This window comes from Photobacterium sanctipauli (assembly GCF_003026495.1).
GTDB lineage: Bacteria > Pseudomonadota > Gammaproteobacteria > Enterobacterales > Vibrionaceae > Photobacterium > Photobacterium sanctipauli.
This window is the reverse complement of record NZ_PYMA01000013.1, coordinates 114,271-134,582: the sequence shown is the minus strand read 5'-3', so window position 1 is coordinate 134,582 and position 20,312 is coordinate 114,271. Positions and strand designations below refer to the sequence as shown.

General features: G+C 47.4%; 17 protein-coding genes. 10 read left to right on the top strand and 7 right to left on the bottom strand.

The features are described 5' to 3' along the window. Window positions 1–134: 134 nt before the first annotated feature. Both C9I98_RS18550 and xapA read right to left on the bottom strand, forming a co-directional pair. Entirely contained in the window at window positions 135–1,028 is an 894-nt protein-coding gene (locus C9I98_RS18550) for a NupC/NupG family nucleoside CNT transporter (RefSeq protein WP_338049198.1), read from the bottom strand. Window positions 1,029–1,043: 15 nt separating this feature from the next. Further along, a complete protein-coding gene (gene xapA, locus C9I98_RS18545) occupies window positions 1,044–1,868 on the bottom strand; it encodes a xanthosine phosphorylase (RefSeq protein ID WP_036821159.1) in 825 nt (274 codons plus the stop codon). A gap of 323 nt (window positions 1,869–2,191) precedes the next feature. On the opposite strand from xapA, the gene C9I98_RS18540 reads away from it, so the two are divergent. After that, entirely contained in the window at window positions 2,192–3,112 is a 921-nt protein-coding gene (locus C9I98_RS18540) for a LysR substrate-binding domain-containing protein (protein ID WP_036821163.1), read from the top strand. A gap of 7 nt (window positions 3,113–3,119) precedes the next feature. Here the strand turns inward: C9I98_RS18540 and C9I98_RS18535 are convergent, their stop codons facing one another. After that, complete coding sequence (locus C9I98_RS18535; protein ID WP_107272320.1) at window positions 3,120–3,683, bottom strand: TetR/AcrR family transcriptional regulator; 564 nt, start codon at window positions 3,681–3,683, stop codon at window positions 3,120–3,122. A gap of 88 nt (window positions 3,684–3,771) precedes the next feature. Here C9I98_RS18535 and C9I98_RS18530 point away from each other — a divergent pair, with 88 nt between their 5' ends. Then, window positions 3,772–4,305: a dihydrofolate reductase family protein gene (locus C9I98_RS18530; protein WP_036829586.1), complete on the top strand. Its 534-nt coding sequence runs from the start codon at window positions 3,772–3,774 to the stop codon at window positions 4,303–4,305. Between the two features lie 111 nt (window positions 4,306–4,416). On the opposite strand, the gene C9I98_RS18525 is transcribed toward C9I98_RS18530, so the two are convergent. After that, window positions 4,417–5,925, bottom strand: coding sequence for an SNIPE associated domain-containing protein (locus C9I98_RS18525; RefSeq protein ID WP_107272319.1), 1,509 nt, complete (start codon window positions 5,923–5,925; stop codon window positions 4,417–4,419). A 3-nt stretch (window positions 5,926–5,928) separates the two neighbouring features. Beyond that, on the bottom strand, window positions 5,929–6,297 hold the full coding sequence (locus tag C9I98_RS18520; protein WP_107272333.1) for a hypothetical protein: 369 nt from the start codon (window positions 6,295–6,297) through the stop codon (window positions 5,929–5,931). Between the two features lie 402 nt (window positions 6,298–6,699). Between C9I98_RS18520 and C9I98_RS18515 the strand changes: the two genes are divergently transcribed. The 3 genes from C9I98_RS18515 to C9I98_RS18505 all read left to right on the top strand — a co-directional run bounded on the left by C9I98_RS18515 (window position 6,700) and on the right by C9I98_RS18505 (window position 11,384). Continuing rightward, window positions 6,700–7,944 carry a carbohydrate porin gene (locus tag C9I98_RS18515; RefSeq protein WP_107272318.1) on the top strand — a complete coding sequence of 415 codons (1,245 nt, stop codon included), beginning with the start codon at window positions 6,700–6,702 and terminating at the stop codon, window positions 7,942–7,944. A 123-nt stretch (window positions 7,945–8,067) separates the two neighbouring features. Next, window positions 8,068–10,806, top strand: a complete 2,739-nt coding sequence (ygjK, locus tag C9I98_RS18510; RefSeq protein WP_036825686.1) for an alpha-glucosidase — start codon at window positions 8,068–8,070, stop codon at window positions 10,804–10,806. Between the two features lie 278 nt (window positions 10,807–11,084). Next, the gene (locus tag C9I98_RS18505) at window positions 11,085–11,384 is read left to right on the top strand and encodes a BrxR family helix-turn-helix transcriptional regulator (RefSeq protein ID WP_107272317.1); all 300 of its coding nucleotides are present in this window, start codon (window positions 11,085–11,087) and stop codon (window positions 11,382–11,384) included. 140 nt (window positions 11,385–11,524) lie between these two features. On the opposite strand, the gene C9I98_RS18500 is transcribed toward C9I98_RS18505, so the two are convergent. Beyond that, a complete protein-coding gene (locus C9I98_RS18500; RefSeq protein WP_036823334.1) occupies window positions 11,525–12,115 on the bottom strand; it encodes an isochorismatase family protein in 591 nt (196 codons plus the stop codon). Between the two features lie 191 nt (window positions 12,116–12,306). On the opposite strand from C9I98_RS18500, the gene C9I98_RS18495 reads away from it, so the two are divergent. The 3 genes from C9I98_RS18495 to C9I98_RS18485 all read left to right on the top strand — a co-directional run bounded on the left by C9I98_RS18495 (window position 12,307) and on the right by C9I98_RS18485 (window position 16,946). Then, a complete protein-coding gene (locus C9I98_RS18495; RefSeq protein ID WP_036823340.1) occupies window positions 12,307–13,191 on the top strand; it encodes a LysR family transcriptional regulator in 885 nt (294 codons plus the stop codon). Between the two features lie 146 nt (window positions 13,192–13,337). After that, window positions 13,338–13,901 carry a PEP-CTERM sorting domain-containing protein gene (locus tag C9I98_RS18490; RefSeq protein WP_107272316.1) on the top strand — a complete coding sequence of 188 codons (564 nt, stop codon included), beginning with the start codon at window positions 13,338–13,340 and terminating at the stop codon, window positions 13,899–13,901. A gap of 396 nt (window positions 13,902–14,297) precedes the next feature. Then, the gene (locus C9I98_RS18485) at window positions 14,298–16,946 is read left to right on the top strand and encodes an ExeM/NucH family extracellular endonuclease (RefSeq protein ID WP_036832368.1); all 2,649 of its coding nucleotides are present in this window, start codon (window positions 14,298–14,300) and stop codon (window positions 16,944–16,946) included. Between the two features lie 76 nt (window positions 16,947–17,022). On the opposite strand, the gene C9I98_RS18480 is transcribed toward C9I98_RS18485, so the two are convergent. Next, on the bottom strand, window positions 17,023–17,679 hold the full coding sequence (locus C9I98_RS18480) for a GntR family transcriptional regulator (protein WP_036832370.1): 657 nt from the start codon (window positions 17,677–17,679) through the stop codon (window positions 17,023–17,025). A gap of 142 nt (window positions 17,680–17,821) precedes the next feature. On the opposite strand from C9I98_RS18480, the gene C9I98_RS18475 reads away from it, so the two are divergent. Both C9I98_RS18475 and C9I98_RS18470 read left to right on the top strand, forming a co-directional pair. Further along, window positions 17,822–19,177, top strand: coding sequence for an FAD-dependent oxidoreductase (locus C9I98_RS18475; protein WP_036832373.1), 1,356 nt, complete (start codon window positions 17,822–17,824; stop codon window positions 19,175–19,177). 10 nt (window positions 19,178–19,187) lie between these two features. After that, window positions 19,188–20,312: a mandelate racemase/muconate lactonizing enzyme family protein gene (locus tag C9I98_RS18470; RefSeq protein WP_036832375.1), complete on the top strand. Its 1,125-nt coding sequence runs from the start codon at window positions 19,188–19,190 to the stop codon at window positions 20,310–20,312.

Below are 20,312 nucleotides of genomic sequence, written 5' to 3'. Positions count from 1 at the left end.
ACAAAAGAACAAAAGCAGATCCAAACCCAATAAGTAAAAAATAATCTTGTTTAAAATTTCATAAATTCAGCAATTTCACATTTAAAGATCACGTTTTGGTTACTTTTTGATCCCTCATTCTGCGAGCTGTGAAATCAATCACAGCTGGGATACTGGTATAACAGGATACTTGCCACACCAACATACGAACCAATACCGCCGAGAATAGTATTCACTAACGCGACTAGGCCAATCATCGCAATCAACATTGCGCCAATTGCTGCTGCCAGCTTCACCCCAGACGCCGCCCCTTCACCAGCTGCGGCAAGTAGGTTCTCAGGGCGCTTTTCGGCAAAGCTGGTTGACTTGTCTATGGTATAACTCGGGGTTGTGGTTTCAGGAATAATTAATTTGGCAAACAGTACCCCACCAGGCGCAGCCATAAAGGAAGCGGCTAATAAGTACTGCATATCAACCCCCATCATGGCATAACCCGCCAGCACCGTGCCAGACACCGATGCCATCCCGCCGCACATAACAGCAAAGAACTCGGAATCACTCATTTTATCCATATAGGGCTTAACAACCAACGGGGCTTCGCTTTGGCCAACAAAGACATTAGATACGGCCGACATGGACTCAGCCTTAGAAGTGCCAAGCACTTTCGCCATAGCCCCGCCAATCATGCGAATAATAAACTGCATGATACCCAGGTAGTACAAAACGGCGATGAGAGCCGAGAAAAAAACAACGAGAGGCAGGACGTTCAGAGCAAAAACAAAGCCAATCCCGTCCACGGAAAAGTTAACTAGGTTACCAAATAAAAATTGGATGCCAGCCTTACCACTGTCAAGCACCGCATGGACACCGTGGGACATACTTTCCAACGCTGAACGCCCCCATGGCACATATAGTACCAAGGCACCGATAGCCAATTGCAGCAAGAAGGCCATCCCCACGGTACGGACCTTGATGGCCTTACGGTTGGTCGAGGCCGCAATACCAATCCCTAAGAGTGCCCCAATCCCTAAAAAGCCTATCGCAAACATAACGCCTCCAGAAGATCAAAAATGATTAGCGATAAAAACGTTGATTAGCTTAATAAAGTCTTCTTCAGCCAGTTTCGCGCACTTGAGTGTTTGGTCATGGGAGAGTTCAACACCCCCTAGCCCCTCGGCCATGTTGGTGATCGCACAGACAGCAAGAACAGGTAGCCCACAATGTGCCGCAGAAATGACTTCGGGAACAACTGACATGCCTACCACATCACCGCCAATCACTCTCATCATTCTAATTTCTGCTGCCGTTTCGAAATTAGGGCCTGTATATGAAACGAACACGCCTTGATTTACGTGGATTCGATTTTTCTCTGCCACCTCCAAAAGCTCATACCGCAGTGCTTTATCATAGGCATTTGCTAAGCTGAAAAAACGCGGACCATACTCATCGTCATTAGCCCCGGTCATCGGAGATTCCGGCATAGTGTTGATATGATCGTTAAATACCACCAGGGAACCTACTTCGATTCGCTCGGGGCGAAGTGAGCCAGCCGCATTAGTGACTAGCAAGAATTCGCACCCCAACTTTTTGAATGTTCTAACAGGCGTCGTCATAACTTTCATCGATTGGTGCTCATAATAATGCCCCCTGCCTTTCATGCAGACCACATCCACACCATTCATCGTTCCCAACACCAACTCCCCTGAGTGTCCCTGTACCGTACTGACAGGAAAACCGTCCAATTCTTCGTAGGGTATCGTTATTTTATCGGTGAGCTCATCGGCGATGACGCCTAAACCAGAGCCAAGAATAAATGCCGCCTTGGGTGCAAAGTTTGGCTTTTTCTCTCTAATGGTATTCAGAGCGCTTAATACAGGATCATATGTCATTGCTATACCTATCACTTATTTAAAACACATCGATATGCTACTGAGTGGTAAACATTTATGGTGAGTAAAAGCCGAATGACCATGCGGATTATCGAAACAATTTCTGATTTTTTGGCGTACCAGGAATAGTCATATCAACAAGATAGTCATGAGATATCTGCAGCTAGAAAGGGTTCTTTGCTGAGGAATCACGTTTTTAAATAAAAGAGCTACTTTTCAATGTGATCTTTTGCATAAATAGACGAGGGAGCATAGCGGCTTAATTTATCAATATATATTCAGAATTTGAGCTATATCGCAGAAAGTGCTGGAGGGAAGCCTTGATGGATACGAAAAATATTGCCGTCGACCGCGTGACATTAAGAATGCTTAAGTATTTCTCTGAAGTTGCTGAAACGGGGCACTTTGGCAAGGCGGCCGAGCATTTGAATGTCACCCCCTCGCCCTTAAGCAGCCAGATCAAAGAACTGGAATCAATTATGGATGTGGCCCTATTTACGCGCAATTCCCGAAATGTCCAGCTCACCGCCGCAGGAGAAGCGCTTCAGGTAGAATGCGAACAAATTTTCAGGGCCCTCGATCGTTCAATCAGCAAAGTACAAAAAATAGGCCGGCATCAGAATAATACGTTGAGAATCGGTATTGTCAGTTCTGCCTTCTGGGCTGGGTTTGGCTCAATGCTTACCGAGTTCCGTACTATCTACCCCAACTCCCAAGTGGAAATCATCGAACTCTGTCCCGAAACCCAAAAGCAGCAACTCGCAGACCTAAAAATCGACATTGGGCTCTGCCGTTTTGCTGACGCCCTCAATATCTACCCTCTAAACTCGCTCAAAATAACAGAGGAGGAATTTCTAGTCGCAGTTTCCGATAAGCACCCACTGAAAGAACGCAAGCGAATTGCAATAGATGAACTCAAGGATAATAATTTCAGCTTTATGGCAAGAAGGAACTCGGCGTCAGCAGAGATGATCATAGATGCCTGCTTGCAAGCGGGATTCATACCATCCATCGACAATGAGTTTGTCGAACCCAACACATTGATGGCGTACGTCGCCAGCTCACAGACGATAACTGTCGTGCCATCTAGCTTCGCCTCCCACCGCTGGAAAAACATTCGCTTTATTGCGCTTCGAGAAAAGCTTCCTGCCAGTCTATGCCTTATCTATGACCATCGATCTATTTCCCCAATTGCACAGTCCTTTGTCGAGATGTGCAATGACTCAGAAAAAGTTTGGGATTAAGAATCTGCTACTCAGCCATCTGCTGCAACGCCTTCATGTAAAAGCCCAACGGCCCTGCCAGCAAATCCGTGTTAAGTGAATCCCCCGATTGGCAATGCAGCGCCAGTGCATAGCCGTGAAGATAATCTGCCAGCATCGAAAGGGCGTTCTCACGCAATTCATCATTGAGCTGCAATGCGGCGGTCGCCAAATCGAATCGCTCCATAAACACCTCGGCAGGACCGTGGGATGTCATCGCCAGCATGGTCTCCAACAAACCGGGGTATTGCGCCAGCAGTTGCAAGTAGCTCTCGCAAAGCTTGCTCAGCTCCTGCTGCCACGGCGCATCCTTCTCTGGGCGGTATATTTCACCCACCAAAGACACCGTCACCGCTTCAAGCAAGGCGTTTTTGTTGGCGAAATAGTAATAAATCGCCATCGCATCCACCTCAAGACTGGCGGCCAATTTACGGATGCTCGGGACTTTTCCCTCTTGTTTCATCAGGGCTTTAGCACAAGTGGTGATCGCCTCGCTGCTCAGCTGGCTACTCTGCCCCTTGGGACGACCACGTTTTTTTTCCTTGACGTTCATTGGCAGATCTCTTTAAACTAAACTTAATTTCTACACTGTAGAATATTTTAATTGAAAATGACCCACAAGCCAACCGAGAGGACGCAATATGTCGAACATTGTTTATATCGCCACCAGCCTAGATGGTTACATTGCCGATAAGAACGAAGGACTAGACTGGCTGCACAGTGTGCCAAACCCAGACGGCAGCGACTTCGGCTTTGCTGACTTTATCGACCGGATTGATGCACTCGTGATGGGCCGCAACACCTTCGATATGGTGCGCAGCTTTGATTGCGACTGGCCTTACCCGAAACCGGTATTCGTCATGAGCAATACCATGACCAGCGTCCCTGAGGGCTATGAAGACAAAATCACGCTGGTAAAAGGCCCGCTGAAAGACATCGTGGCCGACCTGAACAGCAAGGGCTTCAACAACCTCTACATCGACGGCGGGGTGACGGTGCAGAACTTCCTGAAAGACGATCTGATCGACGAGATGGTTATCACCACCATTCCAGTACTGCTGGGCGGCGGCTTACCACTATTTGGCGACTTGGCAGCACCGCTTAACTTCAAACTAAAAAAAAGCGAAGTTTTGGCAGATAAGATTGTGAAAAATACGTATGTGCGGGTGAGGTAATGTAATAATCACTCCAACCAACCTCCCTGATTATTCATTGTGTGGGAGGTTGGTTTGAAGCGGTTTTGACTACTTCTTTAATCTTTTAAAGTTAGTCAAATATAAATAGATTTATGCAACCTCTTGTAATCTTAAGCTTTCATAATAATCTTCAGCCAAAGCTGTCATTTTAAACTCAGCATCAACACCTGCAATTTTCTCAACAGCTTCCCGGATTGATTCTAAATCAACCTCAAAAAACTCTTTTCGTAAATTTACAGAGTTAACACGCTGAGCATGAAACTCTCGGTGAAGGGCTGCTTCAAGCGATGGCGCATCATCAACATAAATCATAGCATGAACATCAAATGGGAAAGGAACACTAGCATCACCAAGCTCTTTTACACGATCCATTGGTTCTAAACGTCTTGTTAAGCCAATCTTATAGACATCTTCTCCAAAAGAACCGATATTACTAATAACATAAACATGACCTTTCCTTGTCTGTTCTGCCATACTTTTTGCACGTTCTTCTTTAGCTTCTGCATCTTTAAGTTGCAGCTCTAAGCTCGCAATCTTTTGTTCCATAGCTAATCGATCTGCATCGGTAGCCATAGAAAGCTCTTCTCGAGCTTTATCAAGCATTTGACGATATAGTTTTTCTTCTTTCTCTGCTTCAGCTATCGCCTTTTCATATTCTTTAATAGCCCGTTGCTCTTCTCTTATTTGCTCTTTAATCAACTTCTGCTCAGCAGCTTCTTCTTGTTTTTTTAAAGTATATTGAAATTGAAGTTTACACTCTTCAAACTTTAAATCGATATAATCTATATTAAAACCACACTCAAAAGTCGCAGATAGCTTTTCAATATTATTTGCTAACTTTTCTATTCTCTCTAATGTACGACCAAAGCTGCTAGGGGATATTTTACCTATCAAAAAGTCACATTCTGTATTAAACGCGGTCAGCATTAGCTTAACTTGAGCATCTAAAATTTTCTTATTATAAGACTTATTATTAGATATGATTGTAGTTTCTGGATAAATTACAGCCACCTTTTCTCTAATCATATCCTTCTGTTGCTGTCGAACATCTTTGATCTCTTCAGCAAACCTTGCTGAAGTCTCATACAGATATTGAGGAACCTCAAAATGTCCACATGATGTATACTCATCTAACCTTGAGTATAAATCCAATTGCCCAATTATATCCTTTAACTTAGCCTTATTTTCATCTAAAGTGGAGTTAGTTTCAATAATTTTAGATTTCAACGCTAGAATTTCGCCTTCGTAGTTGTTAATATTTTCAATTAACTTATTTTCATTACTTTTTAGCTCTTGTAAGGCTTTAGTATCTTTATCAAGTTTAGATAAGTAACTATTAGCATCTTCAGACAATCTCTTTATAGTCGCATACTCAGAATTTTTATTATTTATATTTTTAGTTACTTCATCCAATTCAGCTAATGATTCTTTTATTTTATATTCTATTTTTTTATTTTCTTTACCTGAATTCTTCAAAGCCTCCTCAATAGTATTATATTTATTTATTTTTTTATTCATAACTCTCATTGTAAGAGTATAAGTAAGAATAACTGCAACCAAAAAGCAAACAGTTAATATTAAAAGAAGATTAGTATCCATGACCTACCTTAGCATTTGCTTTATGTATTGTTTTCTTAACTCTGAACGTTCGCTACATCTATCAAGGTACTCTCCTTGAGCATCATTCAACGAATTTTTAAACTCTTGTTTTTCTTCTATAATACGGTTTTTCTCAGCTCTTTTCGCCTCTCTATCCTGCTCTTTCAATAATCGCTGATACTCGCGTAATGCTTTTGCTTCCTCTCGCTCCTTTTGTCTTATTTTTTTTTGCTGCTCACGAAAAGCTTTAGCTTCTTCCCTTTCAATTGCTTTACGTCTTCGTTCTGCATCACGTGCAGCTTGTTTATTAGCTCTATCTATTGCTTTTACAATTTTTATCGCTGTTCTTAAACCACTTCCTCGTCTAGCCACTATTGCCTCCATAAAACCTTTTATTCAACATTATCATGAAAAAGGAATTATATTTTTGACATAAATTAATTAGTTCCACCTGTAACGATGCCTTTTATTTAGTATATAAATAAGAAACACAAATCCATAGCACCACATTATTTAAAATCAACCAATAAATATATAATTTATATGAATAGCTTTAATCCTATAAACCTTTCATTAATCCCACCTCACACCAAACTTTTTCAATTTCACGAAAAAATAAAGCTATTTGTGATCCCAACCCCATGAAATATGCAGTCGCTGCCCATTTTGGGCAGGGGTGAAAATAAAATGTGACCTTTACTAAATTTTTACTTTCCTTTTTTAAACACAATCCCCCGAAACAACTTCCCCACTCACAATTAGGAAATAAAAATAATGAAACTTAAGCACTTAGCAGTGATGACCATGGCTGCCAGCATGAGCTTGCCTGTCGTGGCAGACGATACTTTTACCTTTAACGGCTATGGCCGTGCCGGATTGTCTTTCTCGCAAGATGGCGGTGAGCAACCAGCGCGCCCTGAGCTTGGCAATACCAGCCTTAACCATGCCACGGGCCGTTTGGGTGCCGAGAACGACACCTTTTTAGAGCTGGACTTCAACAAAGAAGTCGCTGAGGACTGGAAGGTGCAAATCATGCTTGCGGGCGGGATGGATCCCCAGCTTAACGACGAGCAAGATTTCGAGACCAAGCTGCGCCAGTTCAACGTGCAGGCCAAGGGCGTGATGCTGGGCGGCGAGGAAATTTTCTGGGCCGGTAAGCGCTACTACCAGCGTCATGACATCCACTGGCTCGACTTCTACTACCTCAACAACAGCGGATACGGTGTCGGGGTTGAATACATCCCGCTTGGCGATGGCCTGCTAAGCGCAGCATTACTCAACGAAGATGCGGTGGTGGCCATTGATGGCGATGTAACGAACACCACCGATGTGCAGTACAACAAGATCGATCTGCGCTATGCAATGAACATCGGCTTGGAGTTCGCCGCGGTGATCGGGGCTTCCGATCCAACCGATGAGCAAGACCAGCTGCTCGACATCGAGGGCAATGGCTACTTCCTGACTGCCGCCTATAGCGCCAACGGCTTCTTCGGTGGCGAGAACGGTTACAACAAGCTGGTTGCCCAGTATTCCGATGGCTCGATGGGCCACATGGCTTACAGCAACGGCACCGTGACCAACAAGATCAACGAGAACGTGACCGATGGCGACATCGACAGCGCCTACCGCCTGATCTACTTCGGTGTGGCCGATGTGAACCCGAATATCGAAGTGGGCTACTCGATTGTCTATGCCAACGCCGATCGCAAGGACGCCGACGACTCCAGTATCATCAGCTTGGTGACCCGTCCTGCCTACCACTGGAACGAAACCAACACCACCTTGCTTGAACTGGGCTATGCCGACGAAGATCGCGACGGCAAGAGCACCAACCTGTACAAGGCGATTGTGGCCCAGGAATGGTCGCCAGAATCGAGCCTGATGTCGCGTCCGTCTATCCGCGTTTACGGCGGTGCATTCGGCGGCGATGCCGCTGAAGACGTGGATATCGACAACGAGTTCCGCGCCGGTGTGCAATTTGAAGCGTGGTGGTATGCACCGCGCGGTATAACGCAATAAATTGATCCAAATGTTTTTTATTCAGTAACGAAATCAATGCAGTTACGGCCTATACCCCCACGTAATCGCGTTGGTTTGCAACAAAAGCAATAACACGAAAATTCACATTAAATGGTAGAAACTATGACTATGAAAAAACAAATCCTTGCCGTCGCGATCAGTACAGCCTTGCTTGTGGGGTGTGGCAGTGACAGTTCGTCCTCAGTGACTGACAAACAACTGCCGGAAGCAAAAATAGCGATGCAATACCAAAACACCATTGACCGCTTTGGCGATCCGAAGGCATGGATTGACCGTGAAGAACATGGTAATCGCAAGTTCAATACTTTCTTCGATATGGGGGCGTGGCACGGTTTCCACCTTCCCGAGAGCCCAGAGAACTACGGCTCGTTTACTGGCGGCGCGATTATTGCCGAAGAGTACCTCGTTTACCTTTCCGAGAACTTCCAGCGCCTGAATATCGCCGGTTACGATCTGGGTAGCGGTGACGCCGAGCTGTTCCATATTCCCGGCGCCCTGATCCAAACCATCGACATGGGCGATTTCGTGCTTGAGGCCGAACTTCGCTATGCCACCAACCGTACCGCTGTGATAAAAACCACCATCAAGAGCAACATCGACGATCTTAAACTCGACCTGTCTTGGGGCGGCACCCTGCTTGATATTTGGAAGGGCGAGCAACGGGTAGACGAGAACCAAGACAGCCACAGCAACCTACTTGATACCTCCGTATTGCTTGATGATGAACACAATGTGGTGGCCGTCGATTTCAGCCGTTTCCGCGACACATGGGATGCGATGTTTGGTGGCGAGTCAAAATACATCATCAGCTGGGCTGACGATGTGGAGCTGCTGTGCGTCACCAATGGCTACATCGCCATGATGGCCAATAACCCGCAGCTGGCCAAAGGCGAAAGCCACGAAATTGTCCAGACTATCTCCTATGTGCATGACAACAGCGAGCTCGTGAAAGAACAACCGCTTATCGACCAGCACCTTGCCAACCCTGATCCGGCTTTTGCCGCATCTATCGAGCGCTGGGAGGAAACCGTCAAGCTGGGCGTTGAGCCGAATGCGCCAGAAGATGTCCGCCGTATGGCCGTCAAGCTAATGGACAACCTGACCGGGAACTGGCGCTCTGCCGCTGGCGAAATCACGGGCGCAGGTTTGACCCCATCACCAACCGCTCCTTGGTTCAACATGATCTGGCCTTGGGATACATGGAAAATCGCCTATGCCATGGCCCACTTCAACCCGGAAGTGGCAATGGCGGGGATCAACACCCACTTTGATTGGCAAATCGGCCCCGATGCCGATGCGCTGCAATGGCAAAACCGCCCATTTGACGAAGGAACGCTGCAGGACGTTATCGCCTATAGCCGCTCACCAGAATACGACGGCGGCGACTCGGGCAACTGGATTGAGCGCAACACCAAACCGAGCTTGGCCTCTTGGTCGGTATGGGAAGTGTATACCCAGTTAAAAGCGCAGGGTAAGGAAGACATCGCCAAGACGTGGCTGACCGACTTGTACCCGAAATTAGTGAAATACCACCAGTGGTGGTACATCAACCGCGACCATGACGGCAACGGCTTGGTTGAATATGGTGCCATGCGCGACGGCTTGCTATCGAAAGGAAAGGCCGACGGCGACGTCAATACCCACAACAATGCCGATCAGGAAATGATTTTCTCGATTAAGCCAGATGCGGATGCCGATTACATCGAACTGGCCGGCATTGAAGAGTACCGTAATTTCGCCAACCGCATAGCGGGCGATTTCCAGGGCAAGGACGAAGACGGCAACGATCGTACCTTGAGCTACAGCCAATGGGTGAATATCGATGTCCCGGTGAAAACAGCCGTCACTTGGGAATCAGGCCAGGATGATGCCGCTCGCTTTGGCTTTATCTACAACCTTAATGACGCCAATGAAAAAGGTAATCAGGACTACGACCACCTTGGTCAATACGCAAAAGACACCCAACAGTTTGATAACACGCTCAAAGAAGAGAATGGCCGCTGGGTTTACGCCGATACCTCGGAGCCAAATATGGCCAAGCTCTACCGCGCCGAGAAAGACTGGGTGATGGACATCTATGAAAACCATGACGATGGCGAGCACGGCCTAATTGGCTATTCCTCGAACCAAGAGTCCATCGATATCAACAGCTTCCTGACTGGCGAGAAGATCTACTTGGCCCAGATGGCAGACGAGCTTGGCAAACATGCAGAGGCCGATGCGTTCCGCGCCGATGCAGAGAAATTGAAAGCCATTATCAACGATGAGTTCTTCGATCCCGATACCAAGATGTTCTACGATCGCAAGTTCACCAAATACGAAACGTGCAAAGATATCATCCCAGAAAACCACACCGAAGGGTTTACTGTTGATATGCAAGACAATGGCTGCTACGTACGCGAATTGTTGAGCTTCCGCGGCAAGTCGACCGAAGGTTGGACACCGCTATTCCAAAACTTGGCCAGCCAAGAAAACGCCAAAGAAGTGATTGAGCATACCCTGCTAAACCCTGACGACTTCTGGATTGGCGGCGATTTGGTGATCCCATTCCCAACCGCGGCGGCTTCCAACCCGTCTTACGATCCTGAAATCTACTGGCGTGGCCGCGTGTGGATTGATTACCTCTACTTCGGCGTGCGTGCACTGGATAACTACGGCTATACCGCAGAAGCCAAGCAGGCTGTTGATGCCTACTTCAAGCATGCGAAAGGGCTAGTCGGCACTTCCGATCCGGTATGGGAGAACTACAACCCGGAAACAGGTGGGACGGGTAACGCCAACAACTTTGGTTGGGCAGCCGCCCACAGTTATATGCTACATAAATTCCGTTATGGCAATTAAAGGCACCATATAACTGAAAATAAAAGGGTGCCCGCACCCTTTTATTTATACCAAGAATGTAACTCGCGGTGATAATAACGGACGCATATTGTTATATATGGATACTTGGCCAACTTAAATGAATTATTATTTTAGTTAGGTATCCATTTGTTATATTCCTCACATTTCATAGTGGAAATAATATCGCTTTAAGGAATAAGTTAATTAAAAGCCATACAATCGAGGTTAAAAATATAACAACGATACGTTATTTGTCATTCCCCACTAAGGACAGAACGTTGGCTAAAAAACATGACCTAAGGCGTATTTACTATAAGTTTCTGGAAGCTAACCTATTGCTTAAAGGTAGGATTTCGCTAAAGCATGACTTCCAGAAGGTCATCAACCTAAGTAGCACGCAAACAACCAGAATTGTTGCCGAGTACCGAGAAGAAAATCCCGATGCCATCCACTACAGCAATTACGAGCTAAAGTGGATTGCAGAAGAAGGGTTTATTCCCAAGTATCTTTCTACGGATACCGACTGTAATGAGGCAGCGAACATTATTAACTCCGTGAAATTACTTTGGCTAAACTAGGTAATTTAACCGATAAGTAAAACTTAGGGTTAAATACTTTTTTCACTTATTAATAATGCCAGAAATAATATAATGATACCGATACAAAGCCGCCAATCCCCCGGCGGCTTCGTTATTGGTATAGCTATGAAATGAATTTGCTAGTGCTTGGAAAGCACTTCCTCGAACAGCACTTGCATCAATTTCTGCCCGTTTTCGGTGCTCCAGTCTTGCGCCAGCTCTGCGATCAGCTGGTTGGTCGAGGTCAAAGTCACACCATTTGATTCCATACGACGAAGTGCTGTGTCATCCGCCATCTTGGTTGGCGAGCCTGAACCGTCAACAACCACCTGGACATTGTAACCTTGCTGTACCGATGTGATGGCAGGGTAAACCACACAAACGTCTGCTGTGATCCCTGCAATGATCAGGTTCTTGCGCCCGGTAGCTTCAACAGCGGCGGCAAAGTTAGGATCTTTCATCGCATCAACAATCCCACCGCGCTGGATACGTTGGGCGTACGCTTCCGGCACCGCTTGCTGAAGCTCTTCAAACAGCGGCCCTTGCACATTATCTTCTTGGCTTGATGTCAAAATCAGCGGCATGCCCGTCTCTTTCGCCGCTCGCGCCAATGCGATGGTATTTCGTTTTACTTCATCCAAATCAACAGAATGTACCCACCCCATCGTGCCTACTTGATGGTCAATTAGCAGCATAGCGGTATTTTCTGCGGTAAATGTTTGGTGTTTCATAGTACTTTCCTCACTGTGGCATCACTTGTTCGAGAAACTTGATCTTCCCTGAGTGATTTCAAATAGCAGCCACTTTGCTGTTTCTATCGCTGAACGTCCCTCTCAGGGTATGAAGAAAGTGTATTCACATTAGTACTACTTTATTAGATGGTATAATTGAGTTTATTTATCCCATTTTCATGAGCAATAAAATGATATACCTAAATGAAGTTAAAATTTTCGTCTACGTTGTCGAAGCTGGCAGCTTTGTCGGTGCCGGAAAAAAGTTAGGCATGCCGTCCACCACCGTGAGTCGCAAAGTACAGCAACTTGAGGAGGCGCTGGGTGTGCGTTTGCTTAACAGGAGCACGCGAAAGTTATCGATGACCAGTGCCGGGGAAGCCTACTACCAGCAATGCCATACCTTCTTGCACGCCATGGACAAGGCACACCAGTCATTGCAACAGAGCCAAAATGAGCCGCAAGGACTCGTTCGTCTCGCAGCACCGTATGACTTTTCCGCTTACTTCTTGCAGCCGATCATCAACGAGTTTTTGGCGCAGTATCCGAAAGTCACTGTCGACCTGATGGTGAACGACAATATTGTCGATATGATTGATAACAGTGTGGACGTCGCTTTTCGTTCAGGCCACCTTCAAGGCTTGACCTTGGTGGCACGTAAAATCATGACCAAGAGAATCGTATATTGTGCCAGCCAAGCCTATATCCAGCAGTTTGGCGAGCCTGAAACACCAGAAGATCTGAGCAAACACAACTGTATCTTGTGGCGTCAATCGGAAGGACAACAGTACTGGGCTTTCAGCCATGGTGAAGACGTAGTGGATCACCCGGTCGCTGGGCGGTTTGCTACCGACAATACCCACCTGCACATCAATGCCGCACTGACGGGGGTAGGTATAGCCAGATTGCCCGAAGGGCTTGCCGCGCCGTACTTTGCCAGCGGGAACTTGCAGCAAGTATTAGCCGGGCACACATTTGAGGCAGGCAACATGTACATCGTCTACCAGTCCCACCATTTGCTACCAAGTGCCGCACGACATTTTATTGATTTTGCCGTCGAGAAATTGATCGAATAAGGCGATGGGCCAGAGCAATCACTGTCAGCTTTCTTTACATATCGCGAAGCTATAAGCATCAATACCATTTAAAAACAACATCTTAACAATCGGCACGCTATATGCATCAGGTGTAGCATGCATGTTGTTCATAAAGGAGTATTGATATGCACAAGTTAATCGCTATTACTTTCGGTCTTTTCTTTTCAGCCAATTCATCTGCCGTGTTAATGAGCGAAGTAAGTGAAAACGCTTATATCACGATTGGAAACTATGATGTGGCATGGGCATCGCCTTGTGCTGCGGTATCCCCATCTTGCGCCCCCATCGACCTTTCTTATCAATCCCAATTTGGTTGGAAGGTCATTACCGAAGATCTGTTTAATTCCCTTGGGCTTTCTGCCACCAGCTTTGTCTTTGCGGGCGCAAACGTCGACTATGCAACAGGAAACAACCTTGACGAAGCAACAGGGGCAACCATTGCCAACCTAGCAGGGCAACTTCCTCAAGGCGATGTCGCCGTCGCCACCCCGTGGTTTTCTTCCCGCTACGACCACATCGATTGGGGCAATGGAGTAGATAATAAGTGGAGCTTTGCCGACAACAATGGCCTTGCTTACGGGGACACTATCGTCGCTCGATATGTACCAGAGCCATCATCGATATCATTGTTTGGCATCCTTGGCTTATTGGGTCTTGGCGCATGGCGACGCCATAAAGGCAATCGCTAAATACTCGTTCATCTATTCACAATAAAGAGCCTGACTGATTAGGCTCTTTATTTTTTAATTAACATTATAACTAAATGAGTATTTCCATCGTCTTTTAAAAATTTCAATTCACGTTTAATAAAAATAAATTGAGACATCCATTCATAAATTTAAACCTTATTCGTATATTTTTATCAAAAACATTCAGAGAAAGAATGAAATGTAATCGATGACATATGATTAATTATCTCAAACAAGCTCTAAAAGGAAATGGCACTTATAAACTTGATCATAAAATCAGAAACTTGAAACACGGCATCTATATATATATCGCTTTATATTCACAAAACTTATTGTAATAAATTTGTCACAATTCATTTCTACCCTCTCCGCAAATTCAAATAAACGGAGTTTGTCATGTCCTTTGTTAGAGGGTTATCAAGCGGCCTAGCACTACTTACTTTAAGTGCACCGGCAGCCTCTCAGCTACTGATCACCGAATACGTAGAAGGCTCGAGTAACAATAAAGCCATCGAGCTAACCAATCTCTCTGAGTCCAATATCAACCTTGCTGATTACAGTATCCAGTTGGCATTTAATGAAAGCACAGAGTTCACAAAAACAATTTCCCTAAATGCTGCCGAATTAGCTCCAGGGGAAAGCTATGTGCTGCACCACGACGATGCCGCCAGCGAAATTCAAGATATCGGCAATCAATTCAGCGGAAGCTTAACTTTCAATGGCAACGACACTGTTGCTTTGTTCCAAGATGACAGCCTGATCGACAGCTTGGGGCAGCTTGGTGATACCCAAGACTACGCAATCGATGTAACCCTTCGCAGGAACCCTGACATCACCGATGGCCGTACGGATGTGGAAAGTGAGTTCAATGTCGATGAACAGTGGACCAGCTATAGCAAAGATACCTTCGACGGCCTTGGCTGTAGTGGGTTAGAGACCTGTGGCAATACCAGCCCGCCACCGAAGCCTTTCATGTGCGACTTCAACAACCTGACGCCTATCTACCAGATCCAGGGTGATGGCGATAGAAGCCCAATGGTGCCAGAAGACGGAATTGAAAGCGATGACACCTACTTTGTCTCGGGCATAGTCACCATGCGTGGCGAGAGCCTGTTTAAAGGTTTTTACCTACAAGACCCAATTGGTGACGGAGACAATGCAACCTCAGATGGCATCTATGTTTACCTAGAAGGTGAAGCGGCGCCGGACACTATCCAACCGGGAACAGAGATCTGCCTGGAAGCAACGGTTAAAGAGTATTACGGCAACACGCAACTGGATGTGAGCGATAGCGCTTACCGCATACTGAGCACCGGAAATGAAGCACTGGCACCGGTACCATTGCGTGTAGAAGAAGGCGAGACGTTGCATGACGCCCTAGAGCGCCATGAAGGCATGCAGGTTGCACTTGATGCCGATAGCCCGCTGGTGATCACACGTAACTTCAGTTATGACTATGATGCATCACGCAATAACCTTGTACTGGCAAATGAGTCGCCGCTTTATAACCCAACACACATGCACGGTGCTGAAACCCAAGCAGCACAGGATCTGGCTGCTGCCAATGCAGTCAGCCGCGTTTATGTAGAGTCTGACTACAAAGCCAAAGACGGTGAGTTGCCATGGTTTGACAACTTCAACCCGGTGGATGGCTATTTGCGTATGGGTGATCAACTTACCGGCCTTACCGCCATGGTGGGTTACAGCTACGACGAATACCGCCTGGTGGTCACGAACACCATTGGCAGCGGTGATATTATTCGCGATCCGGAAAACGAGCGTGTCGACGAGCCAACAACAAAAACCGAACAGGGCCTGAAAGTCGCCGGTTTTAACGTGCTCAATTACTTCAACTCTTTCGCCGAAGCAGGCAACCCTAACCCAATGTGCACCGAAGCAGAAGTCGGCCCCAACGACGATTGTTACCGTGGCGCAGGCTCGTTAGAAGAGTTTGAATTGCAACAAGAGAAACTGGTAAATGCCATTATTGCAATGGATGCTGATGTCGTCGCGTTGATGGAAATAGAGAACAACGGCTTTGATAGCAACAGTGCCGTGCAATCTCTAGTAAATGCCATCAACGACAAACAAGCCGATAAGAAAGCCCACTACCAAAATGTGGACGTTGAAAAATCAGACTTATTCTTTAAAGAGGAGCCTGGATTTGAAGATATTGGTTACTTTGGTACTGATGCCATTACCGTTGGCCTGATCTACCGTGCCGATGCGGTGAAGGCAAAAGGCAAAGCCCAGCAAATCCAAATGCCTGAACAACATGCTCCAGTAGAAGGCGACGGAGTGAAGAGTGCTTTCCAGCGCCACGCCATGCTACAAACCTTCACCGTGCCTGGTGAAAAAGAGCCATTGTCAGTTGTGGTTAACCACTTCAAATCAAAAGGCTCAACATGCTGGGAAGATGATCAATTGCCTGAAGGCGAGGAAGACATCCAAGGCAGTTGTAACAACTTCCGAGTCTCAGCCGCGAAGGTACTGGGAGAATCGCTTAACGACATCGACGGTGATGTGCTAGTGATGGGTGACTTGAACTCTTATGGTATGGAAGACCCTATCCTGACCCTAACCTCGATTGACGGTAGCGGCCGCGAAGGTCTGATTTACACCGCATCGCACACCACGCTCAATGGCGAAGTGTATGAACAACAAGGCCAAGCCATTACCCAAAGCTACGGCTTGATCAACCTAAAAGGTAAAGAAGATTACAGCTATAGCTACGAAGGTGAGTTGGGTAGCCTCGATTACGCGTTGGCAAACCCGGCTCTGGCTGACAAAGTCACAGCAGTAGAAGCATGGCATATCAATGCAGCCGAGAGTAACTTGTTTGAATACAGCGAAGACTATACTGGCGATCTGGAAAAATCAGACAATATCTACTCTTCTTCGGATCATGACCCAATCATCGTCACCGTGGACTACCATTCGCTTGATGGTAAAACCGAGGGTGAAGATGACTCAGGTGGCAGCATTCCTCTATCAGCCATCATCGCGCTGGCGGCCATCGCCCTACTTCGACGCCATCACCGATAGGCAGTCGTTGTCTTAAAAACAAGCCGGTCACTTCGCAATGAAGTGACCGGCTATTTTATCTCGACTTTATCAGCCCTTAACGCGACTTGATGCTGCGGTAGGCAAAATCTGTCAAATAGTCGTTGAGGCGATGGGAGGCCGCAACCGCTTCTTCGGCATCGGTGTGGATCACCGCGCGCAGCACTGCCGCATGCAAAGAAGAGGCTTCGGTCAGATCGGCATGTTCATTTTTGAACGCAAACCAGAAACGACGCGACAACCCCTGCAATGGCGCCATGGCAAGTTGCAGGTACTCGTTATCGGCCGCTTTGACCAAAAGGCGGTGGATATTTTTGAGCAACACCGCATATTGCACATCGTCTTTTTGCTCGGCACACACCTCAAGCTGCTCGGCCAGCTGCTGCATGCGCTGCTTTTCTTCCGTTGATGCCCTTGAGGCCGCATAGCGAACACACAAGGCTTCGATATCGCGACGCACTTCCAAAATTTTCAATTGGCTTTCGATAGAGATAAGCGGGATCTGAATGCCACGGCGCGGGTGGATTTCTACCATACGCTCGTAAGATAACCGCTGTAATGCTTCTCGAACCGGCGTTCGCCCCAAATCCAGAGATTCGGCAAGCTGCTTTTCGCTCACCATGGTACCTGGCTCTAGCTCTCGGAAAATTATCTTTTTTTCCAATTCGTTATAGGCGATTTCGGTTTTATTGATGGCTTCTTTTGTTGCTGTCATTGATTTCTTCCGTCCAATTCCAGTAGTGAGCAACCTCACATTTAACCTACATCGGATTGTACCACACAAAAAACAAGGTATATATTACAAACACACAACTGATATATCAGTTGAACATCAACAGTTCATCAGAGAGATAACCATGAAGAATTGGCAATCCGTCAACCGTTTCGATCAACTACCCGATCTTCCGATCCTTGCCGAGATCGATGTGCTGGTCATTGGTGGTGGCGCCGCGGGCGTTGCTGCTGCAGTTACTGCCGGCAACATGGGCAAAAATACCTGGCTTATTGAGAAATATGGCTTTTGTGGCGGTGCTGCTGTTGCTGGTTTGTCGGGCACCATCTGCGGCATGTACATGGCAAGCGACGATCAAGACGCCGAGCCTGAGCAGGTTGTGTTCGGCTTTACCGAGAAATTCCGCCAGGCGCTGGAAGACAAGGGCGGCGTCACCGGCCCGCAGCGCTACGGCAAAACCTACACCGTTACCCATGATCCGCTCATGTGGCGTGAAGTGGCCGACGACATGCTGGAAGAGGCCGGCGTGAATGTCCTGCTCCACACCGCCGTAACAGGCGTGATCATGGAGGGCGACATATTCAAGGGCGTGGTGCTGGAATCCAATGCCGGCCAAAGCATTATACTTGCCAAGCAGTTTGTTGATGCCTCCGGTGATGCCGCCGGTATCGCCCGCGCAGGCTTTGACTACTACTTCGGTGACGAAGGCCGTATCCAGAACCCAACCATGTTCTTCCGTATTGCCGGTGTTGATCTCGACAAATACCTTAAGTACTACGGTGAAGACACCATTTGCCCGCCGAAAGTAACGGAAAACATCCTGGCGGCCAACGCTTCGGGCGATTACGACCTGCCGCGCCACAAGATCTGGATTTTCCCAACCACCCGCGATGGCGAGCTCATGGTCAACGCCACCCGCCTCGCAGGCCAAGACGGCCGTATGCTGAACGTGATTGATCCGGTCGACTTTACCGAAGCCGAAGTCTTCGGCCGCCGCCAAGTTCGCGATTACGCCCGCTTCCTCAACCACTTTGTTCCGGGCTGCGAAAATGCCTATGTGGTCGATACCGGTGTCGAAGTCGGGATCCGCCAAACTCGCTCTATTGTGGGCGTCGAAACCTTAAACAATGACGATGTTGTCACCTGCCGCAAACGTCAAGACGGGATCTGCCGCACGCCTTGGCCAATCGAGCTTCATTCTGGTGACAAACCTAAATTACATTGGCTGCTAAATGATTACTACGACGTACCATTCAGCACACTTATACCTGTGGTGGGCGAAAATATTATTGTGGCAGGTCGCTGTTTGAGCGCCGAGCACGAAGCACTGGCTTCGGCACGCGTCACCGCGCAATGTTTTGAGTATGGCCATGCGGCTGGGGTTGCCGTGGTGAAAGCCATTGACGAGAACAAGCGTATCCGCGATCTGGACAGCCAAGCGATCCGCGCCGTCATGATTGAAAATGGCAGTGCACTTTAAGGAGTTAAAAATGAAAGATACCGTAATCAAACGTGTTGAACTGTACGCCGTAGCCGACCGTGACGCACCGCCGATCCCTTGGGCTGATAACCAAGAGCCTCTGCTCTACACCAACAACATTGTCCGCATTATTTGTAACGACGGCACCGAAGGTGTCGGCGCCACAATCAGCTATACCGAGAACGATTTTGACCGCTGTATTATCGAAGCAATGCGCACCATCGTACCGGGACTGATTGGCAAGAACCCGCTGATGACCGAAGAGCTATATTCTTGGCTGCAAGCGCGCTGTACCTGGGGAGGCCTGCCGGCCAAGTCACCGATTGATATCGCAGCATGGGATATTAAGGCAAAGAAAGCCAACATGCCGCTATACATGCTGCTGGGTGGTGCCCGCCACAAAATGTTGTCTTACGCGTCAACCCCTATGTTCGACACGGTTGAAGAATACTTCCCTTATGTTGACGACTGCATCGAGCACGGCTTCACCGCCATCAAACTTCACTGCTACTGCGTGTACCAAAAAGACGTGGCGCTTGTAAACGCGATCCAAGCGCGCTACGGCAATACCGGTATTCGCTTCATGCTTGATACCGCCACTTTCTATACCCCGGACGAAGCCATGCGCATGGCGAAGCTGCTTGAAAAGCACGATTGGGAATGGCTGGAAGCCCCGGTTTCAGACTATGACTACAACACCTACCAACGCTTGGTCGACAAAACCGATCTGGAAATATCGAGCCACGGGAACTGCCTGCTGACCCTACAGGAAGTGACCTATGCACTCGGCAACAAGTTCTGGTCTGACGTTCGCCAAGACGCCACAGTGTGTGGCGGCATCACTCCACTGAACAAGTGCTTCGCGATTGCCGAAGGCCACTCGAAGAATGTTGAAATCCAGAGCATGGGCTACACCATCACCCAGGCAGCCAACCTGCATGTGGCACTGGCCCACTACAACTGCAAGTACTTCGAACAGTTCTACCCATACGAAAGCTTCGAGCTGGCCTCGAAAACTCAAATCCGTACAGACAAGGAAGGGTTTGTGCATGCCCCAGAGGGCAACGGATTAGGCATCGAAATGGATTGGGATGCAGTAAAAGCCGCCTCAATCGCCAGCTATACATTTGAATAA